We start from the raw sequence: 16,494 nt of genomic DNA, 5'->3' as shown, positions 1-16,494 counted from the left end.
GCGCTGGCCGAGGCGGACTGTCCGTTCCGTGGCCAGGTCGAGCTGGACGAAAGCTATTTCGGTCCGACCCGCACGCGCGGCCATCGCGGGCGGGGTAACCCGCGCAAGGTGCCTGTGTTCGGCATTCTCGAGCGCGGCGGCCGGGTGCATTGCCAGATCGTGAAAAACTGTTCGAAAGCAACGCTCCTGGCAATAATCGAGGGGCGCGTAGAGCTGTCGGCCGAGGTCGTCACCGATGGCTTCCGCTCTTATGACGGGCTGGTCGAGGCCGGCTTCGCACGCCACCACAGGATCAACAAATACTGGGACAGGGAGCATCCCGTCTATGCTGAGAACGGGGTCCACATCAACGGCATCGAGAGCTTCTGGAGCTACGCAAAGCGCCGCCACGCCAAGTTCAACGGCTTGCGACGATCCAGCTTCCCAACCTTCCTCAAGGAAACCGAATTCCGATTCAATACACGCGATCAGGACCTCTACAAGTTCCTCCTCAGATCGTGCAGAATGAAACCTCTCAGACACTGAGCTGTGGTAGACCCGTCCTTAAATATGAGATTTTGCCTTTAATTCCGATATTTTTGCCCTTGAACCTCAGACAGGAATCACAGACTTTTGCGGTAAATATCGATGGATGGTGATGGCGAAGACTGCGTGGCCATTGGTGCTGAGACGACCTTGATATCCAGCAAGGTCGAAGCGGTGATCGAAGAGCACCTTCGCCGTTATTTCTTGCGCCGGGAGCGTTCAAGCCCGTCGCGCGTCGTGGCAGAAATCCGCAGCGCGTGCTGGCAACAGGGCGTGCATCCGTCGAGATGATCAGCAGCCGTCCGCCGCCGGTGAAGGCCGGGACAAGCGAGGCGGCATCGTTGAAATCGGCCGCCCTGACCTCGACCCCGCGCGCCTGCAATGTCGAGAGTTTCTCGGGCGCCCGGGTGATTGCCACAATGGGCGCGGCACCCTGTGCCAGCAGGGCATCGACGACCTGACTGCCAAGTTGACCGGACGCGCCGGTCACGATGAAAGGGCCTGCGATGGGGTTGGACATAATGTGTTTCTCCAGTTTGCGTGTGATTTCAACCGAACCGAAAGGCGCTTTCGACGGCGCCGAGAACGTGATCTTGCAGTGTCCTGGTGCCGATATCGGCGCCCGCCGCGCCCGCCACGACATGCAGCGGGATCAGGTGTTCTTCGCGCGGATGGGCCTCGCGGCCGCCCGGGGCCGCTGCCCATTGCGTCAGCAGGCGGTTGCGTTCATCGGGATCGGGGCAGGTCACAGCCCCGGTCAGCCAGGTGTCGAATTCACCACCCACGGTGTCGCCGCGCGGCCCGCCGCGCAGGCTCTGCATCATCACACCCATGTTGTGGTAGGTGTTGCCGCTGCCGATGATCAGCACACCTTCGTCCCGCAGCGGCGCGAGCGCCTGGCCAGCGCGATATGACGCGCGGGGTCGAGATCACTGGCAAGAGACAGCTGAACGCAGGGAATGTCGGCCTCGGGAAAGGCGATCTTGAGCGGCACGAATGTGCCGTGGTCAAAGCCGCGCGCGTCATCCTTCGCAGCCGGAAGGCCGATGGCGCGGATCAGGTCATGGACGCGCCTGGCCAGCGCCGGATCGCCGGGGGCGGGCCAGGTCAGTTCATAGGTATGCGGCGGAAATCCGCCATAGTCGAACAGAAGCGGCGGCGCGGGGTTGGTCTGTACGGTGAAGGCGGGTTCTTCCCAGTGACCCGAGATCACCAGAATTGCCTTTGGCCGCGCGGGAAGGTGCCCGGCAGATCTGCCAGAAACTGGCGGTGCCGGTCCCATTCATCCGGTGGGTTCCAGTCCATGAAGAAGCATGGGCCGCCCCCGTGGGGGATGAACACTGTTGGCATGCGAGTCATATCCGATTGGCCTCTCCGACCTGATCGAAATGCTGAAATTTGAGGTTCAAGACTGCGCGGTCGGAGCGCCCGTCAGGCCTGCTGTCCGCTCCTCACATTGCCATGCGGCGATTTGACCGCGCGGACGCGGTTTTGTGTCAGGAAGGAAACCGCCAGCGCGACCAGAGCCAGAAGAGCGGGCGGCCAGCCAGGATCGCCCGCGTTCAAATGCGCGGATATCGCTAGAAGAAGGTGCCAGAACATCGCGGCATAAGCGAAGTCAGTCAGAAAAGCCGAAGGACGCCAGAGTATCACGATCGCGCCTATGATCTTCACGCCGGCAAGCGGCCAGATCAGGTATGTTGGGTAGTGGAGCACGGTCTCGTACATCCCCGTCACCATCTCATTTGCCGAAATGTAGAAGATCGCCCCTCCCAGATAGACAAGGGCAACGAACCCGGTTGCAATCCAATAAATGATACGTACCGCCTTGTCGCTCATGTCATCTTCTCCTGGCCTGCAATGAATGTTGTCGGTTTTGTATTGAATAGTTGAGTTATAGCGTAAACTAAAGTAGGCACGGAAAAGTAACTGTATGGAAAGGGAGCACCCGGCAATGGTCAGAACGCCGCCACAATGCCCGATGGACTCGATTTTGCGTCTGCTCATGGGGCCGTGGACGACCTATATCATCTGGGTCCTCAGCGATCAGGGGCCGCAGAGGTTCGGGGCGCTGAAGCGCGCCGTACCGGGAATATCGACCCGAATGCTGACAGAACGCCTGCGAATGCTGCAAGGTGCCGGGGTCATCTGGCGCGAGCAGGCCGAGACGATCCCGCCCGCAGTGACCTATGGCCTGACGCCGCGAGGTGACGACCTGCGGAACGTTCTGGACGCACTGGGAGATATCGCGGAAAGATGGAAGGCTGACGGGGTCTTTGATGACGATGACGTGGGCGCGGCCTGACTGCGCCAGCGCAAAGAATTTCCGGGTGAGAGCTTTCAGCGAGGTCGGGGCGCCTCGGTTGTGTGTATGAGTTACACAGCGAAAGCTCGGTTCTTGCGGAATACAGGTGATGGGACCGCCGGATGCCATTTAGCGCGGGCAGATACGTCGAGCTATGCGTTCGATATCACGTTCAGGAATCAGGTGATCGACATGAGGGAAAACAAAGCGGTCGATGTGCTGAGAGGCGCCAAAGACGTCTTCTTGAAGTTCGGCTATGATGGCGCCAGCGTCGATGCGATTGCCGAAGAGGCCAGAGTGTCGAAGGCAACGCTCTATGTGCATTCCCCAAGCAAGGCCAAACTCTTCTTAAGCGTGATAGAGGCTGAATGTGACAGGCTTTCAGAGGAAATCTGCCAACCGCTCTCAAGCCGGGACGATGCACGAGCCGTCCTGGAAGAACTCTCTCGGCGGATGATCGGGCTAGTCATGGATGATGACTACATTCGCCTCCTGCGTATTTGCCTCGGCGCGGCCTCGGTTCTGCCGGAGGCAGGCGAAATATACATGGACGCTGGCCCAAGACGCGCCACCAGGATCGTCGCACAAATACTCGAACGCTTGCACAAGGCCAAATCGCTGAACGTGCAGGACGTTCAAAGCGCCGCCAGTCAGTTTATTCATCTGGCCATCTCCGGCGTTGTCATTCCGCGCTTGCTGGCCGTCGACGAGCCCGTCGATGCATCCGAGCACTCGAAGAGGGCGGTTGACGCGTTTCTGAGGGTCTATGCCGGACGAAATGACTTGTAGAGCGGGGGCGCTCAGCCGTTTGCCTTCTCATGGTTCTGCGGGCGTCAGGGTGAGCCGATCCAGGTTGGATTTAATCGAAAGCTTGACCTTGATGGAATTCCAGATTACCCGAGAGCCGACCTGAACCGACCGGACGGTACAGTTTGGAGTGAGCACATGCCTCTTGCAAAATCCAGGAATTCGTCCCGCAGGATACTTTCTGCGGCGCGTGCGGTAGCCGCGCGTGAGGGAGCGGGCAGGATCACGATCGACGCGGTCGCAAAAGAGTCGGGCCTCAGCAAGGGCGGCTTGCTTTATAATTTCCCGACGAAGAAGGCCCTGCTTTCCGGGCTGTTGGATCAGATGTTGGCCGAACATCGGGAACTGCTGGGGAGTGTGCCGGAGCGGCACCCGTCACGCACTTTACGTGGTCACCTGGAAACGGTTCTGCGGTCAAAAGACGAAGACGATGACCTGTCGATGGCGGTTCTCGCGGCCAGCGCATTGGACCCGACGTTGCTGGATCCGCTGCGAGTTGAACTGGCCGGTGACATTGAGTGTATCGTGTCCGAGACGCAGGACGCTCCGGGTGCTATGGTCGCTGTCCTGGCAATCCAGGGACTGCGGTTCCAGAAACTCCTGAATCTTCCCGACGGCGGCGCAGTTCTCAGAGAACGCGCCATCGAACGCTTGAGAACCATGATCGATGAACTCGAATAGAAAGCGAAGTTGGAAACGGGTCGCTTCCGTGCTTGCGGCCGCAGTCGCGGTGGCTCTGGCCATTCCGTTCCTTCCGGCGCCTCTGAGCGATGTGTTGGCCCAAGCGAGGAAAGATACCAAAGAAACGGCCGAAGCGGCGGTCGCGCCCGAACTCGACCAACCGGTCGTGGTAGAGGTAACCCGAGCACTCACCCGGGCTGTCAATCGGTCCCGCACTGTTGCCGGCCGCGTCGAGCCCGCACGCACGGTGGATATTGCGTTTCAGGTGCCGGGACAGATTATTCAACTCCATGTCGAACCGGGCGACAGGATACGCGAGGGCGAGGTGATCGCCAAGCTCGATCAGGTCGATTTCGAACTCGCGGTCGCTCGGACTCAGGCGTCCTTCGAGCTTGCGGAGTCCGAATTCGAACGCGCGTCGAGTCTCGCCGAACGGGGAGTCGCGGCCGACGCCCGTCTCGACACTGCACGCGCTCAATTGGCACAGGCAGACGTTGCGCTTCGCGAGGCCGAGCGGCGCTTCGAACAAACCGAGCTCGTCGCGCCCTTCTATGCGATCGTCGCGCGCACCTTCATCGAAGAGTATGTCAACGTTACCTCGGCTGCGCCGGTCGTGCGGCTGCAGGATATCAGCGAGATGCGGATCGTGAGCTCGCTGCCCGAGGAACTGGCCGCCATCGCGCGGGCGTCCCCCGACGCCTTCGACGTTGTTGCGACCTTCCCGGCGGTGCCGGGCTACACGGCGCCGCTGGTGCTGCGGTCCTTCGCCACGGATGTGGATCGCATGGCGCAGACCTACGACGTGGAATTCGCAATCACTGGCAAGATCGACCCACGCCTGCTTCCGGGAATGACAGCGGATGTGCGCATCTCGATCGCGGCGGAGGAAGATCGCCCGCACTCCGTCATCGTTCCGGTATCGGCGGTGGACACGACGAGCCGGACCGAGCCGTCTATTTGGATCTATGACCCGTCCTCGGGCCAGGTCACCCGAAGAACTGTTAGCCTGGGCCTTCCGGTGAATGACGAGATTGCCATTCCGGAAGGCCTGGACGGCGACGAACTGGTCGTCTCCGGCGGCTGGTGGCGGCTTAGCGACAACCAGAAAGTGACGGCCAAAGGGCTCTAACCCTTGTTCCCGGGATAGGCAGAAGCAGATCAATGGCAATCAGTATTTCACGCGCAAGCATCCGGCGGCCGGTGGCGGTCTGGCTCGCCATCATCTTCTGCCTCGTTGGCGGCTATTGGGGCCTCAATACGGTCGGCCGCCTCGAAGACCCCAGCTTCACCCTCAAGACGGCGCTTGTCTTCGTGGCCTATCCCGGCGCGACGGCTGTGGAGGTCGAAGAGGAGGTCGCCGACGTCGTCGAAAACGCGTTGCAGCAGATGAAGCAACTCGACCGGGTGGAATCGAAGTCCATGCCGGGCATGGCCCAGATCACTGTCGAGATCGAGATGACCTATGGGCCGGACGAAATTCCGCAGGTCTGGGACGAGATGCGCCGCCGCATACGCGACGTGGAGGGGGATCTTCCGGCAGGTGCGCGCCCGCCGATCATCAACGACGATTTCGGCGACGTCTATGGCATGTTCTATGCGGTGACGACGGAAGGTTTGAGCCCGAAGGAACAGCGCGACCTGGCCAAGACCCTGCGGCTCGGGTTGGTCACTGTCGATGGCGTCGCGAAAGTCGAGGTTCAGGGCCTTGCCGAAGAGGTGATCAACATCTCGATCCCGTCCGCACGGCTCACCAAACTGGGTCTTCCGCCGAACCAAATCCTGGGTATTCTGGCGGACGAGAACCAGGTGTTCTTGAACGGCGAGATCACCGAGGGCCCCGCCCGGATCAACCTATCGGTTCCGCCAGGCTATGTAAGTCCCGAAGGTATAGAGGCGCTGCGGCTGGGCACGGCCGGAAACGTCGGCCAGGTCGCGGTCCAAGACATCGCCCGCGTGACCCGCGAGGCGGCCGAACAGCCCAGCCAGATCATCCGGCAAAACGGCGCCCCAGCCTTCACCCTCGGCGTTTCGGCGTTGGCGGACCGAAACGTGGTCGAGGTCGGCAAGGCGGTGTCGGCACGGCTGGAGCGCCTTGAGGCGGAGCTTCCGGAAGGCGCAGAGATCATTCCGATCTACGAACAGCACGTCGTCGTGGATGAAGCGGTTTCAAGCTTTCTCGTCAGCCTCGGACAATCGGTCACCATCGTCATCGGGGCGCTGATGCTGACCATGGGCTGGCGCGCAGGGCTCGTGGTTGGCGCGACCCTCGGCCTGACCGTATTCTCGACACTGTTCTTCATGTCGGTCTTCGGGATCGCTATGGAACGGATCAGCCTCGGTGCACTGATTATCGCGATGGGGATGCTCGTTGACAACGCCATCGTGATTGCCGAGGGCATGGTGATCGGCATGGCGCGCGGCAAATCTGCCGAGGACGCCGCGGCAGAAACGGAAAGCGCTACGTCGATCCCGCTGCTTGGTGCGACCGTGATCGGGATCATGGCCTTTTCCGGAATCGGCCTGTCGCCGGATGCGACGGGCGAGTTTCTGTTCTCGCTCTTTGCGGTGATTGCGATCTCGCTGCTGATGAGTTGGGCGCTTGCCGTTACGGTTACGCCCTACCTCGGCAAGCTGCTGCTCCGAGCGCCGAAGGACACGTCGGCCGATCCTTACAAGGGCGCATTCTACGGGCTCTACCGCGCGTTTCTGTGGCTGGCGCTGCGAACCCGTGTGCTTGTCGTCCTGACGATTGTGGGGGTGACCGTCTGGTCCGTCATGGCCTTCGGGCAGGTCAAGCAGGCCTTCTTTCCCGCTTCGAACACACCGATTTTCTATGTCGAGTTCCAAATGCCGCAGGGAACCGACATCAACGTCACCGACGGTGAGATGCGGCGGCTCGAGCGGATTCTCATGGATGAGGATGCCGTAACCGGGCTAACCGCTCTCGTCGGGCGCGGGGCGAGCCGTTTCATGCTGACATACAGTCCAGAACAGGCGGATCCCAGCTATGGGCAGCTTATCGTCCGGGTTGCCGACGCCGAGGCGATCCCGTCAATCGCGGGGCGGCTCAACCGGGATCTGCCAGCCGAATTCCCACACGCGCTGGTCCGCGTCGAAGAGCTCGTATTCGGTCCGCCCGCCGGCGCCGATGTGGCTGTCCGTTTTGCGGGACCCGATCCGGCCATTTTGCGCCAACTCGCGGATGATGTGATGAAGATTTACGAGGAAGCAGGTACAATCACCAATCCGCGCACCGATTGGCGGCAGCGAGAGATCCTGATTGAACCCATTGTCGACGAGTCACGCATGCGCATTGCCGGCGCGACACGCAGCGCGATCGCGGATACCGTCCGCTATGGAACGTCCGGTCTGCGTGTTGGCGAGCTGCGCGAAGATGACACGATCATCCCGATCCATCTCCGTCTTCCCGAGCGTGACCGTGACGGTGTTGACCGTCTTCTTGATTTGTCGGTTTGGTCCGATGGGGCCGGGTCATACGTTCCGATGTCCAACCTTGTCGAGCGGTTCGAGCCACGCCTCGTCGAGGCGCTCATCCACCGGCGCAACCGGGAACGGACGATCACCGCCCTGGGCGGAGCGCGCAGCGACCTGACTGCGGATGAGGCCTTCCGAAGTGTCCGGCCCGGGATCGAGGCGATCTGGCTTCCTGAAGGCTATACCATGGAATGGGGCGGCGAGTTTGAAAGCGCGGGGGATGCGCAGGCAAGCCTGGGCAAGCAGCTCCCCCTAGGCTTTCTGGTCATGCTGACGATTTCGATCCTGATGTTCAACAAGGTCCGCCAGCCACTCATCCTGTGGCTGGTCGTGCCGATGTCCGTCACCGGCATGGTGCTGGGGCTGCTGTTCACCGGATTGCCCTTTACTTTCACGGCGTTGCTTGGCTTCCTGTCACTTTCGGGCATGTTGATGAAAAACGCCATCGTTCTGGTCGAAGAGATCGATTTGCAGCGCGCTGAGGGTGTGCCGGATTACAAGGCCGTGGTGGACGGATCGGTCAGCCGTCTGCGCCCGGTCGTGCTTGCGGCCGGAACGACGATCTTCGGGATGGTCCCTCTTTTGCCGGACGCGTTCTTTGCGTCGATGGCAGTGACGATAATGGGTGGTCTGGCATTTGCATCGGTGCTGACGCTTGTTGCGGTACCGGTGCTCTATGCGCTCTTCTTCCGGATCCGTCCGCCGAAGCGGGAAAAGGGGCCGACCGGGCCGCGAGGCGAATTGGCGTCTGCTTGACCAGAGCAGCATTCGAGATCTCATGATCACGTGGCTTGAGTTTTTACTTTTTTCAAGTTAAGAATCTAGGCTCCAGACTCATTGACTTTCAGAGCCAGAAGATGACGGTTGCGGCTAGGGCAATGGCTGAGAGGAAGACCTTCGGGCATCGGTCGTAGCGGGTTGCGACGCGGCGCCAGTCCTTGAGCCTGCCGAACATGATCTCGATGCGGTTGCGCCGCTTGTAGCGACGGCGATCATATCGAACCGTGGTCTTTCGACCTTTCCGGCCCGGGATGCAAACCTTCAATCCCTTGTCTTTCAGCCCTTCTCTGAACCAGTCTGCATCATAGCCACGGTCGCCAAGGAGCCATTGTGCTTTTGGCAGGCTGTTCAGCAGGGCCCTTGCGCCGGTGTAGTCGCTGACCTGGCCCGCGGTCATGAACAGCCGCAACGGCCGCCCCTCGGCATCGGCGATGGCGTGCAGCTTGGTGTTCATGCCACCCTTGGTCCGTCCGATCAGGCGACCGCGCCCCCCTTTTTCACCCGCAGGCTCGACGCCGTGCGGTGGGCTTTGAGATAGGTGGCGTCGATCATGATCGTCGTCGTTTCGGATGTCTCCGCCGCGAGCCCCTCGAACATTCGAGCAAACACACCCATCTCGCTCCACCGCTTCCAGCGATTGTAGAGCGTCTTGTGCGGACCATAGGCTGCCGGCGCGTCGCACCACCGCAAGCCATTGCGGTTGATGAAGATAATGCCACTCAGGACGCGCCGATCATCGACGCGCGGCCTGCCGTGGCTCTTCGGGAAGAAAGGTCTCAGGCGCTCCAACTGCTCTTCGGTAAGCCAGAAAAGGTTACTCATGTTCAACGTCTCCTTACGGAGGCTGAATCATGACAACTGCCCGAAATCAATGGGTCCTGAGCCTAACACACGTTAGATTCTTTGGCTTGGATAGCAGATGACAACCCCACTTCATCACTTGAAGATCATCGAGCTCGGTCACGTTATCGCCGGGCCTCTGTCGGCGGCTCTGCTCTCTGATTTCGGGGCGGATGTCATCAAGATCGAAGCGCCCAACCGCACGGACATGATGCGAGAACTCGGACCCAAGGCCGATGACGGGACAGGGGTCTGGTGGAAGACACTGGGCCGCAACAAGAAAACCCTGAGTCTGAACTGGAAGTCCGGGAAAGGGCGGGACATTCTGCGCAAGCTGGTGGAAGGCGCTGACTTGCTGGTCGAAAACTTCCGGCCGGGCGTGCTTGAGCGGGCGGGGGTCGGGCCGGACGCCCTGCATGAGTGGAACCCGGATCTGATCATCCTTCGGGTCTCGGGTTACGGTCAGGACGGTCCGATGCGGGACGTGCCCGCTTTTGGGCGCGCGGCAGAGGCGATGAGCGGTCTGGCCCATCTGACCGGCTATCCCGACGGGCCGCCGATGCACCCCGGATTTCCGGCGGCCGACAGTACGACAGGGCTGATGGGTGCCTTGGGGATCATGATCGCGGTTTTTGCCCGCGAGAAGGGGATTGCGCGCGGTCAGGTCGTCGATCTTGCGGTGTTCGAGACGCTGCTGCGGCTGATGGAGTATCCCGTGCCCGCATTGACGGGCGCGAATCTGTCGCCGCAGCGCAACGGGCTGCGCCAGCCGATGGATTTTGCGCCGGGGGGCATGTTTCGCACCGCTGACGGGGTCTGGCTGACCGTTTCGGCAGGCGGCGCGGAAACGGCGCAACGCCTGTTGCGGGCGGTGGGCGGCGATGCGTTGGCCGATGACCCGCGATTCGCGACCCTTGCCGAGATGTCGCAGCATATGACAGTGGTTTTCGACGCCATGAACGATTTCGTCGCGCAACGCACACTCGCCGAGGTCGAGGCCGAGTTCGCCCGCCATGACGCGGTTGCCTCGCGTGTTCTGAGCGTCGAAGAGATCGCGACGAATGAGCAGATACGCCATCGCGGCGACATCGTGTCGGTCGAAGGCGAGCAAACGCAGGTGATCGGGCCGGTCCCGCATCTCAGCGTCACGCCTGGCGCGTTTCGCTGGCTGGGGCGACCGCCGGGTGCGGACAGCCGAAGCATTCTGCGCGATCTCGGATATGACGATGACCGGATCACGGCCCTATGCGAGGCGGGGTTTGTTGGTCTGGATGGGAGCGAGGCGAATTGACATTGCGAATGACCGATGAACAACAGGAAATCCGCGACCATATCCTGCGCATATGTGCGCAATTCGATGACGACTACTGGCTGGAGCGCGATCGCAAGGGCGGTTTTCCGCATGATCTGCACCGGGCGATGGCCGATGGCGGCTGGCTTGGTATCGCCATGTCCCAAGAGGTCGGCGGTGCTGGTCTGGGGATCACCGAAGCGACCATCATGATGCAGGCGATTGCCGAATCGGGGGCTGGTGCCAGCGGGGCTTCGGCCATCCACATGAACATATTCGGCCTAAATCCTGTGGTGAAGTTCGGGACCGATGAACAGCGCGCGCGGATGCTGACCCCCCTGATCGCCGGTGATGAAAAGGCCTGTTTCGCCGTGACCGAGCCAACAACCGGGCTGGACACCACCAAGTTGAAGACGATGGCGGTGCAGCAGGGGGACAGGTATGTCGTGCATGGGCAGAAGGTCTGGATTTCAACAGCGCAGGTGGCGGACAAGATGCTGCTTCTGGCGAGAACAACACGTCTTGAGGATGTGTCCAGCCCGACCGATGGTCTGAGCCTGTTCTATACCGATCTCAACCGCGATTTCGTTGATGTGCGAGAGATCGAGAAGATGGGGCGCAAGGCGGTCGATTCGAACGAGGTCTTCATCGACGGGCTGCCGATACCTGCTGAAGACCTGATCGGAGAAGAGGGCAAGGGCTTTCGGCAGATTCTGCACGGGCTGAACCCGGAGCGCATCCTTGTGGCCGGCGAGTGCATCGGCATCGCCCGAAACGCTCTGGCGCGCGCGGTGCAATATGCCAGGGAACGGGTGGTTTTCGACCGGCCAATCGGCCAGAATCAGGGCGTTCAGCATCCGCTGGCCAAGGCGTGGGCGCAGGTGGAGGCCGCGAACCTCATGGTGATGCACGCCGCCGCCCTTTACGACGCCGGAGAGCCCTGCGGCGTCGAGGCGAACGCGGCCAAGTTATTGGCGGCAGACGCCGCGGTCGAGGCGACCGAAGTCGCGCAGATGACGTTTGGCGGATTCGGATACGCCAAGGAATATCATGTGGAGCGGCTGGTGCGCGAGGCGCTGCTGTTCCGAATCGTACCGGTGACGCCACAGATGCTTTTGTCGTTCATAGCAGAAAAAGCTCTTGGGCTTCCAAAGTCTTACTGAACGGAGGGGACGGGCGGGAACACCTGCGAAATGTTTTCTTGATATTTTTTCTAACACGCGTTAGATTTGCATCAACTGCCCTGAATGGGGAATGGGAGGAGGCGTCATGAGTGAGACGCAGTTCGGGTCTTCGAAAGAAGACCTCGCAACACGCTCGACTGTATATGCTGGCGACCTGTTCGCAGGCAAAACCGTCGTTGTCACCGGCGCAGGTGGCGGTTTGGGGCTGGCAATTGCGGCCCTGTTCGCCAAACTGGGTGCCAACTTGGCGATCAATGGACGCAACGAGGAAAAGCTGGCTTCGGCCAAGGCGTTCCTCGAAAGCTTGGGCGCGAAGGTCTTCGCGATGCCCATGACCATCCGCGACCCCGAACAGGTTGGGGAGTTTATCGCCGGGACAAATCAGGAATTCGGCTCGATCGACGTGCTGGTGAACAATGCCGGGGGGCAGTTCCCCCAGGCGGCGCTGGACTTCAGCCCGAACGGCTGGAACGCGGTCATTGACACCAACCTCAACGGCACCTGGTGGATGATGCAAGCCATGGCGCGCTACTGGGTCGAGAACAAGCAGCCGGGCTCCATCGTGAACATCGTGGCCGATATCTGGCGCGGCATGCCCGGGATCGCGCATACCTGTGCGGCCCGCGCAGGGGTGATTTACCTGTCCAAGTCGGTGGCGGTGGAATGGGCACCGCATGATATCCGCGTGAACTGCGTGGCGCCGGGGTGCTGCGAAAGCAACGGTTTCGGGAACTACCCAGCCGAGGGCTCTGCGACCTTTCAGGACTCCAATCCGATGCGGCATGCCGGAGATGAATGGGATGTCGCCGAAGGCGTTGTCTATATGGCGGCCAACTCAGGAAAATTTGTAACCGGCGAAGTTCTTAACATCGACGGCGGGCAACAATTGTGGGGGGATCCATGGCCAACGGGGCGACCGGACTACTTCCGGATTTCCTGATGAAAGCCATGAACCTAAGTGGGGACAATGGGACTTAAATGACGACGAAGAGCAAAACAGCAATTGGTGCCGGTGACGGGACGATACTGGAATGCAGAGGGATCGAACGCCGGTTTGGCGGCATTGTCGCTGTCACCGGTGTAGATCTTACTATTCGCCAGGGCGAAATTTTCGGTCTTGTCGGCCCGAATGGCAGTGGCAAGACAACACTTACCAACGCAATCACCGGGTTTTACCCGCCAAATGTTGGCACTGTCCGGCTGGGGGGGGAGGACATCACGGGCACGGCGCCTCATAAGGTTGCCAAACTCGGGGTTGCCCGGACGTTCCAGAACCTTGCCCTGTTCAACGGGATGAGCGTGCTGGACAACATTCTGCTCGGGCGGCACATCCACATGAAGCCGGGCGTCTTGCGCACCGCGCTTTATTGGTGGGCCGCACAGCGCGAAGAGATCGAGAACCGCAAGATCGTCGAAGAGGTGATCGAGTTTCTACAACTCGAGAGCATCCGGCATGAGTTGGTCGATGGTCTTCCGATCGGGTTGAAAAAACGGGTCGAGCTGGCGCGGGCATTGGTGGCAGAACCGGAAATGCTGATTCTGGATGAGCCGATGGCAGGCATGAACCAGGAAGAGAAGGGGTATATGTCCCGCTTCATTCTGGATGCCCGTGCCGAACGGGGCGTCAGCGTCCTGTTGATCGAGCACCATATGGATGTCATTACCGGCATTTGTGACCGGATGCTGGCCCTGAACTATGGCGAAATGATCGCCAGCGGCATTCCGAAAGAAGTCGTAAAGGACCCGCGGGTCGTCGAGGCATATATCGGAGGGTCGCATGACTGATTTTACGAAGAACCAGTCTTCGGACGGCGATACGATCGGTGCCTTGCTGGCGCATAACGCGTCGCGCCACGGAAGCGAAATCGCGCTTCGTGAAAAGGAACGCGGGATCTGGAAGGAAACCACCTGGGCGGAATATGCCGAAGAGGTGCTTGCCTGTGCCGCCGGGCTGGAGAAGATCGGCGTCGGCCCAGGCAAAGCCGTGCTTATTCTGGGCGACAACCGGGCACGTCTGTATGGTGGGATGCTGGCCGTCGCATTGCTGGGGGCCTATGCAATGCCTGCCTATGCGGGCGCGACGCTTGCGGAACTCCAGCACTTTCTCGGCGAAGTCGAGATTGTCGCGGCCATTGCCGAGGATCAGGAACAGGTCGACAAGATCCTTGAACTGAAGGACGCCGGCGCAACGGGCATCGACCACATCATCTATGATGAAACGCGCGGTCTTGGGTTCTATGAGGTCGAAGGCCTGATGTCCTGGGATCACCTGATCGAGGTTGGTCTGCACGACCTGAACGAGGCACCGGGGTTGCGTGACGCGCTTTTGCAGCGGGCAAAGCCCGGCGATCCGGCGATTTTCATGCATTCGTCCGGCACCACGGGCGCGCCCAAAGGGATCGTTCTAAGCCAAAAAAACGTGCTTGCCGCGGCCCGCAACGGCCATGCGGCGGGGGCCTTTGACAAAAACGAGGATGTGCTTGCCTATCTGCCCATGGCCTGGGTGGGGGATTACGCCATTACCGTCGCGGCGGCGTTGCTGCTGAGGTTCACCGTGAATGTGCCTGAACGCCAGGAAACGGTGATCCGCGACATGCGTGAAATCGCACCCACCTTCTATCTGGCGGCGCCAAGAAGCTGGGATCAAATGCTGACGACAATCCAGGTCGGTATCGAAAATTCGACCCCTCTCAAGAAATGGCTGTACCATTTCTTCATGAACCGGGCCGTTGCGGCCGAGACGGCCAAGCTGAATGGCAAGAGCGGCGGCGCGCTGGAACCTTTGGGGCGTCTGCTGGGCGAGGCGATCGTGTTCGGTCCGATCAAAGACCAGTTTGGCATGAGCCGTCTGAAGAACGCCTTCACCGGCGGCGAAGCGATCGGTGAAGACACGTTTGTGTTCTACCGCGCCCTGGGGATCAAGCTGCGCCAGCTCTACGGTCAGACCGAAAACAGCGCGATCAATGCGATCCAGGCACCGGGCGAGGTGCGGCTGCATACCGTTGGCAAACCCGCGCCGGGTGTCGAGCTGAGCATCGCCGAGGACGGCGAGATCCTGGTGCGTTCGGACAGCGTGTTTGAAGGCTACTTCAACAAGCCCGAAGCGACCGCCGAAGCCCTTGCGGACGGCTGGCTGCATACGGGCGATGCCGGGTATCTGGAGGATGACGGACACCTGGTTGTTCTGGGCCGTGTCTCCGAGGTCATGCATACGGCTGGCGGTGAACGTTATGTGCCAAACTACATCGAGAACCGGCTGAAATTCAGCCCGTATATCAAGGACGCGGCGGTGATCGGCGCGGGCCTTGATGAATTGACGGCGATGGTCTGTGTGGATTTCGAGGCTGTGGGGCACTGGGCCGAGGTGAATGGCGTGCCTTATGTGTCTTATGCCGATCTGTCGCAGCGCGAAGAGGTCGCGGCATTGCTGGGCGAGGCGTTTGAGCGGGTCAACAAGGCCGTCACCAAACCATTGCGCCTGAAGCGCTTTGTCAGTCTGCCGAAAGAGTTCGACCCCGACGATGGCGAGATCACGCGAACCCGAAAACTGCGGCGCAAGGTCGTTCAGGAACGCTACGCTGACGTGATCGCGGCACTCTACGACGGTTCAAAAGAGGTCCATGTAAGCGCGCAGGTGACTTACGAGACCGGGGAAGTAGGGAAGGTTGAAAGAATCCTTCCCGTCAGGGAGGTATAAATGGACTGGATATTTCTAGCCGAGCTTGCGATCAACGGGGCCCTGACGGGCCTGTTGTATTCGCTGTTCGCCATTGGACTTGTGCTGATCTACAAGGCGTCCTCGGTGCCCAATCTGGCGCAGGGCGGGCTGACGATGGTGGGGGCCTACGTGGTTCTTGCCCTGTCGTACGATGCGGGTCTGCCTTTGTGGCTGGCCATTCCGCTGGCTGCGGTCATCATGTTCGGCCTGGGTTTTGGCATCGAGCGGGTGGCGCTGCGGCGTCTTGCCGGACGCCCGGTCGTCATGATCCTGATGCTGACACTTGGCCTCGATATTTTCCTGCGGGGCACAACGCTTGCAATCTGGGGCGGGACGTCGCGTTCGATGGAACTGGGCGTCAGCTATGAGCCGCTGTTCCTGGGCGACATCTTCGTTAGCCGCATCCATCTTGTCGGTGCAGGCGTCGCGCTGGCTCTGTTCGTCGCGTTCATGCTGTTCTTCCGGACCCGCACCGGGATCAAGCTGCGGGCGATCGCGGATGATTACATGGCGTCGTGGTCGGTTGGTGTCTCGGTCGAGCGCGGTGTCGGGCTATCCTGGGCGCTGGCGTCTGTGGTGGCCGTGGCGGCAGGTGTGATCTGGGGCGAAATCCAGGGTGTCGATCAGGCGCTGTCGCTGTTGCTGCTCAAGGGGCTGACGGTGGCCGTTCTTGGCGGTCTCGATTCCATCCTTGGCGCCGTGGTCGCGGGCATCATTCTGGGCGTGGTCGAAAACGTCGGCGCCGATTTCCTCGATCCGCTGGTCGGAGGCGGGAGCCGCGAGCTTATCGTCGCCGCCGTGCTCATTCTTACGGTGATGATCCGTCCGCACGGTCTGTTCGGCCGTCACGACATCGAAAGGGTGTAAG

At 60.7% G+C, this 16,494-nt stretch carries 17 protein-coding genes; 12 read left to right on the top strand and 5 right to left on the bottom strand.

What is annotated here, in order from left to right:
- Positions 1-3: 3 nt before the first annotated feature.
- Positions 4-525, top strand: a complete 522-nt coding sequence (locus OB2597_RS00910; protein ID WP_238529689.1) for an IS1595 family transposase — start codon at positions 4-6, stop codon at positions 523-525.
- Here OB2597_RS00910 and OB2597_RS21155 read toward each other — a convergent pair.
- The 4 genes from OB2597_RS21155 to OB2597_RS00900 form a co-directional block, all read right to left on the bottom strand.
- Complete coding sequence (locus OB2597_RS21155) at positions 515-1,045, bottom strand: NAD(P)H-binding protein (protein WP_084658459.1); 531 nt, start codon at positions 1,043-1,045, stop codon at positions 515-517. The genes OB2597_RS00910 and OB2597_RS21155 overlap by 11 nt on opposite strands.
- A 28-nt stretch (positions 1,046-1,073) precedes the next feature.
- Complete coding sequence (locus OB2597_RS22720) at positions 1,074-1,394, bottom strand: class III extradiol ring-cleavage dioxygenase family protein (RefSeq protein WP_009803620.1); 321 nt, start codon at positions 1,392-1,394, stop codon at positions 1,074-1,076.
- Positions 1,388-1,738 (bottom strand): DODA-type extradiol aromatic ring-opening family dioxygenase, encoded by a 351-nt coding sequence (locus tag OB2597_RS22715; protein WP_009803619.1) that lies wholly within the window; start codon positions 1,736-1,738, stop codon positions 1,388-1,390. Before OB2597_RS22715 ends, OB2597_RS22720 begins: the two co-directional genes overlap by 7 nt.
- A gap of 218 nt (positions 1,739-1,956) precedes the next feature.
- Positions 1,957-2,364 (bottom strand): DoxX family protein, encoded by a 408-nt coding sequence (locus OB2597_RS00900; RefSeq protein WP_009803618.1) that lies wholly within the window; start codon positions 2,362-2,364, stop codon positions 1,957-1,959.
- Between the two features lie 142 nt (positions 2,365-2,506).
- On the opposite strand from OB2597_RS00900, the gene OB2597_RS00895 reads away from it, so the two are divergent.
- The 5 genes from OB2597_RS00895 to OB2597_RS00875 all read left to right on the top strand — a co-directional run bounded on the left by OB2597_RS00895 (position 2,507) and on the right by OB2597_RS00875 (position 8,569).
- Positions 2,507-2,830: a winged helix-turn-helix transcriptional regulator gene (locus OB2597_RS00895; protein WP_009803617.1), complete on the top strand. Its 324-nt coding sequence runs from the start codon at positions 2,507-2,509 to the stop codon at positions 2,828-2,830.
- A 192-nt stretch (positions 2,831-3,022) separates the two neighbouring features.
- Positions 3,023-3,619, top strand: coding sequence for a TetR/AcrR family transcriptional regulator (locus OB2597_RS00890; RefSeq protein WP_040608834.1), 597 nt, complete (start codon positions 3,023-3,025; stop codon positions 3,617-3,619).
- 156 nt (positions 3,620-3,775) lie between these two features.
- Positions 3,776-4,318 carry a TetR/AcrR family transcriptional regulator gene (locus OB2597_RS00885; protein WP_009803615.1) on the top strand — a complete coding sequence of 181 codons (543 nt, stop codon included), beginning with the start codon at positions 3,776-3,778 and terminating at the stop codon, positions 4,316-4,318.
- The gene (locus OB2597_RS00880) at positions 4,305-5,447 is read left to right on the top strand and encodes an efflux RND transporter periplasmic adaptor subunit (RefSeq protein ID WP_040608776.1); all 1,143 of its coding nucleotides are present in this window, start codon (positions 4,305-4,307) and stop codon (positions 5,445-5,447) included. The genes OB2597_RS00885 and OB2597_RS00880 overlap by 14 nt, the downstream gene beginning before the upstream one ends.
- 32 nt (positions 5,448-5,479) lie before the next feature.
- Positions 5,480-8,569 (top strand): efflux RND transporter permease subunit, encoded by a 3,090-nt coding sequence (locus tag OB2597_RS00875; protein WP_009803613.1) that lies wholly within the window; start codon positions 5,480-5,482, stop codon positions 8,567-8,569.
- Between the two features lie 88 nt (positions 8,570-8,657).
- On the opposite strand, the gene OB2597_RS21150 is transcribed toward OB2597_RS00875, so the two are convergent.
- Positions 8,658-9,415, bottom strand: a protein-coding gene (locus OB2597_RS21150; RefSeq protein WP_086000819.1) for an IS5 family transposase whose coding sequence is annotated in 2 segments (ribosomal slippage) — positions 8,658-9,094 and positions 9,094-9,415 — 759 coding nt in all. Because the reading frame shifts where the segments join, the coding sequence is not laid out codon by codon here.
- 118 nt (positions 9,416-9,533) lie between these two features.
- Between OB2597_RS21150 and OB2597_RS00860 the strand changes: the two genes are divergently transcribed.
- The 6 genes from OB2597_RS00860 to OB2597_RS00835 all read left to right on the top strand — a co-directional run bounded on the left by OB2597_RS00860 (position 9,534) and on the right by OB2597_RS00835 (position 16,493).
- The gene (locus tag OB2597_RS00860; RefSeq protein ID WP_009803610.1) at positions 9,534-10,724 is read left to right on the top strand and encodes a CaiB/BaiF CoA transferase family protein; all 1,191 of its coding nucleotides are present in this window, start codon (positions 9,534-9,536) and stop codon (positions 10,722-10,724) included.
- 8 nt (positions 10,725-10,732) lie between these two features.
- A complete protein-coding gene (locus OB2597_RS00855; protein ID WP_009803609.1) occupies positions 10,733-11,887 on the top strand; it encodes an acyl-CoA dehydrogenase family protein in 1,155 nt (384 codons plus the stop codon).
- A gap of 106 nt (positions 11,888-11,993) precedes the next feature.
- Entirely contained in the window at positions 11,994-12,848 is an 855-nt protein-coding gene (locus OB2597_RS00850; protein WP_009803608.1) for an SDR family oxidoreductase, read from the top strand.
- A gap of 38 nt (positions 12,849-12,886) precedes the next feature.
- Complete coding sequence (locus OB2597_RS00845) at positions 12,887-13,693, top strand: ABC transporter ATP-binding protein (RefSeq protein ID WP_040608773.1); 807 nt, start codon at positions 12,887-12,889, stop codon at positions 13,691-13,693.
- A complete protein-coding gene (locus OB2597_RS00840; protein WP_009803606.1) occupies positions 13,686-15,605 on the top strand; it encodes an AMP-dependent synthetase/ligase in 1,920 nt (639 codons plus the stop codon). The genes OB2597_RS00845 and OB2597_RS00840 overlap by 8 nt, the downstream gene beginning before the upstream one ends.
- Positions 15,606-16,493 (top strand): branched-chain amino acid ABC transporter permease, encoded by an 888-nt coding sequence (locus OB2597_RS00835; protein ID WP_009803605.1) that lies wholly within the window; start codon positions 15,606-15,608, stop codon positions 16,491-16,493.
- Position 16,494: the final 1 nt, after the last annotated feature.

The organism is Pseudooceanicola batsensis HTCC2597, assembly GCF_000152725.1.
Classification (GTDB): domain Bacteria; phylum Pseudomonadota; class Alphaproteobacteria; order Rhodobacterales; family Rhodobacteraceae; genus Pseudooceanicola; species Pseudooceanicola batsensis.
This window is presented reverse-complemented; position numbering and strand designations above follow the sequence as displayed.